Annotated in this window: 2 protein-coding genes and 1 pseudogene; 2 read left to right on the top strand and 1 reads right to left on the bottom strand. The window is 41.5% G+C overall.

Annotated features, from left to right (window positions below; all coding sequences use genetic code 11):
• Both HF312_21300 and HF312_21295 read left to right on the top strand, forming a co-directional pair.
• The coding region (locus tag HF312_21300; GenBank protein MCU7522752.1) for a T9SS type A sorting domain-containing protein at positions 1 to 2,369 on the top strand (2,369 nt) is incomplete at its 5' end.
• A 67-nt stretch (positions 2,370 to 2,436) separates the two neighbouring features.
• A complete protein-coding gene (locus HF312_21295) occupies positions 2,437 to 2,649 on the top strand; it encodes a hypothetical protein (GenBank protein ID MCU7522751.1) in 213 nt (70 codons plus the stop codon).
• Positions 2,650 to 2,996: 347 nt separating this feature from the next.
• Here HF312_21295 and tnpA read toward each other — a convergent pair.
• Positions 2,997 to 3,475, bottom strand: a pseudogene (gene tnpA, locus HF312_21290) (IS200/IS605 family transposase).
• Positions 3,476 to 3,780 lie beyond the last annotated feature (305 nt).

Here is a 3,780-nt window from a genome sequence, read left to right as displayed (position 1 = left end):
ATACGCCTTCAGCCAGTTCAGCATCCGGCGATATAAAAGGATTAATTGAATTAGCTGTAAGTGAGGCGAATGACTCATATGTAAATAGTGGCATTGATATACATTTAAACCTTGTTTGTACCCTTGCTGTCAACTATTCCGAATCTGGAAATTATGACACAGATTTGAATAGATTCAAGACAGAAGGCGATAATTTTATGGATGAGGTTCATATGAATAGACAAGCATATGGTGCAGATATTTGCGTCCTAATATTAAATAATGATGCATATTGCGGATTAGCAGCAGTAATATCAGCCAACGCTAGTTCAGCTTTTTGTGCAGTTCATTACGATTGTGCAACAGGTTATTACTCTTTTGCCCATGAAATTGGCCACCTTCAGGGAGCAAGACACAACCTAGACATTGATCCGACTCTTGGTTACAATCATGGGTATATAGATTTAGCCCATAACTGGCGTACGATTATGGCTTATCCAGCCGGAAGTACCGTGAGAATAAAATACTGGTCAAATCCGGATAAATATTATAATGGCTATGTCATGGGGACTACTACGTATGAAAACAATGCAAGAACTTTGAATGAATCTGCGAATATTATTTCGACATTTTTTTATCGTCCCACATCTGCCGGAACACTGGTGAGGAATGAGACTTGGTTTCTGGCTCATGATTTAACAGGAAATGTATACGTCCCGTCCGGGATATCATTAACGCTAAAACCTACTGCAATCATTAATTTGAATGGCTACTCAATAATATCGACAGGTGGCACAATTGTTAACGAAGGGGCAAGTATCACAGGTGTAGCAGCTTACATAAAAACAAATTCAAATGTAATAGTAGGGTATTGTGGCTCAATTCAGTCTGCATGTAATGCTGTAGCTTCAGGCCAGAAGGTTGAAATAAAACCAGGCTCATACAATGGAGGTTTTTCCCTGAATAGCAAAAGTGACGTCACAATCTCAGGCTACGGTACGACAATAAACGGAACAATAAACCTTAACAATAACTCCTATTGCAACCTTTACGGAGTATACATGCCTGCAGGACAGGTATATATAAGCGGAGGCATTGGCATAATTGTGATGGATGTACGTTCTGACTTAGGAAACCATTCAATGAATATCCAGAACACCACAAACAACGCTGTTTACGGCCTTACGGCAACTAATGGCGATATGAATGATTTCGGTGTAAATATCTATAACAGTAATGGCGACATTTGCCGCTCTTCAAGAATTGAAAACCAGATGGTAGGAATTTACCTCTATGGCACATCGAGCTATAACGTGAATGAAGACTACTTCTGCAACAATGGCTATGACGTGGATGCAGAAGGAGGAGCATACGCATACCTGCTTCACAATACCCATAGCAGCATTAGCCCTTTAAGCGCTTATGGAAACTACTTTTTAGCAGATCCCAATTCTGTCGTTGAGTGCTCTTCCCCTTCGGGCTTGGCTAAGTCAAATACTGCCTCTTTGAGCATGAACAACCAATCTGAAGTAAAAGGAACGCCTGCAGGGGATCTGGACCGGATGTATTTGGATCTAATCCACAGGACAAGTCAGGATACGGCATTGGATCATAAAGGCAGGATTGAGAAATATAAGACGGAATACCTCGGTATTGCAGAAAAATCAAAAGATGAATTAAAGAAAAGCTTTAATGATTTTTCAAAGCTGAAAAGCTCACTTTCCCTTACAGTCAACTGCCTGAGGTACTTAGGGGAAGAGGGAAGCCTTACCTCTTATCTTAATGAACTACTTGGAATGAGCGACCTACAGGCTTATTCCCCGTACATTAAGAAGTACTTAATTCCGGGCTTGATCAGTAGAAATGATTTCACAGGTGCAATTGCCCTTTGTAATGAAATACAGAACAGCAAAGACATAGATAAGGATCTCACATGTGAGATGCTCTATGAAAAAGGACTAATCCACAGATTTTATCTCAATAATAATACTGAAGCATACAGGGCATTTTCTTCCATAACGGCAAAGTATCCTGATCACCCATTGGGCAAGATGGCCATAGGTCAGATCTCTGACATGCCGGGCATTGAAGTTGAAAAACCGGGACTTAAGTCTTTGGGCAATACTTCTGAAGGCTTTACATGCTCAAACTACCCAAATCCATTTAACCCCTCAACCAGGTTCAACTTCTCTATTCCTTCTGACGGCTTTACGGAGCTTAAGATCTATAACTCCCTGGGGCAGGAGGTAAAGACACTCGTTTCAGACTATCTTGCAAAAGGGAAGTATACATTTGAATGGAATGCCACAAGCTACTCAAGCGGCATTTACTACTACTTCTTGAAATCAGGGAACAATGTGACTACTTCAAAGATAATTCTTTTGAAGTAACAGATCCGGCAATCTAATAAAAGGCAGGAATTCTTTTCAGGGCTCCTGCCTTATATTGATCAGTGAAATGGACGGCAAAGTAGGCATCGTTTGTGTAGTTTCAGACAGCCTCATAAAAGAAAAGAAACTTGCAGCAGGCAAAATTGTAGGTGAGCTTGCAAAACTCGTTGGCGGAGGCGGAGGCCGACGTCCTCACCTTGCAACAGCAGGCGGCAAGGACGTAGCGAAAATAGACGAAGCCCTGAAGCAGACCAACGACATCATAAAGAAGATGCTCTAAGCCTGCTCCTTCGTTCAGATAAAATTAGCCCCGCTTTTATGAAGGCGGGGTTTTTTTTATTTATTGTTAACTCAAAATTCAATAAAAGCAGAGCCTTTACGCAGTTTATAAGTCCACCCTAAGGTGGACGTAACCTTAGTAGCCCAGGGTTCCAAATCCGCCTCGGCGGATGCAGGTACCCTGGGTTAACAGATACCCACCACCACACCACAGAGCTCCGGCAGGAGCGACACATAAATGCCCCCGCATTATGCATAAAAATAAATTGGTCAATATCACAAAAGATTAGATTTTTCCTCCTTTGAAATAATTTGTCATCTAAGATGATGGTTCATGAAGAAAATGGCTCATAAAGATGACATCTCATCCTCAGAAATCCAGGTAAAGAGGTGTTTTTCATCATAATCCACACCAAAGTCCACGAGGATCTTCATGTATTCTTCCCTGAAAGACCTGTGGCTGTGGTATTTCTCCTGGCTGAGAATATATCTTATTACCTCTTTAGACTGACTCTTTGAATATGAGAATGCCCCATATCCTGTCTGCCAGGAGAAGTCCCGGCAGTTAAAGGTCTTCTTAACGTATCCAGTTGAGCATGCCTTTACGTCCCTTACCAGTTCTGAAATAGAGGTGTCCGAATGAATTGATATGAATAGATGCATATGGTCCTTCAGAGCCTTTATGGCCATCAGTTTAGCACCCTTTTCTTTACAATTCCTGTGATATACTTCTCAAGATGATCAGAAAAAGAAGGTCTTATCATAAAATCTCTTAATCTGACTGCGAATACCAGGTGTATGTAGATCTGGCTGAATGTTTGAGACATAGACTTGTCCTTTATGTGTGGTTTTAGGATATGAATTAATTTAACCCGGTTATAATTTCACCTGTGTGAAACAGGGCACAATTATATGTCCTGATGATAATTTATGCCTCGATGCTGATTTTGGTTTGATGCTGATTCTGATTAGGTGTCGCTCCATCCGGAAACCCAGGGTGTCTGCGCCCTCCGAGGAGGGCTTGAGACCCTGGGCTACTGAGGTTACGTCCTTCTCCGAAGGACTTACTATGTGCGTAGTTCTAAATGATCACATTTCATTTAGCCTGAGCCGGAATTGAGTCTCCTACACC

This window comes from Ignavibacteria bacterium, from assembly GCA_025612375.1.
Lineage (GTDB): Bacteria > Bacteroidota > Ignavibacteria > Ignavibacteriales > SURF-24 > JAAXKN01.
Note: the sequence above shows the minus strand (reverse complement) of the source record. Positions and strands in the feature narration are given on the sequence as shown.

Coding starts and splice junctions, on each gene's coding strand:
- HF312_21295 (MCU7522751.1), top strand. CDS start 2,437: ATGGACGGCAAAGTAGGCATCGTTTGTGTAGTTTCAGACAGCCTCATA.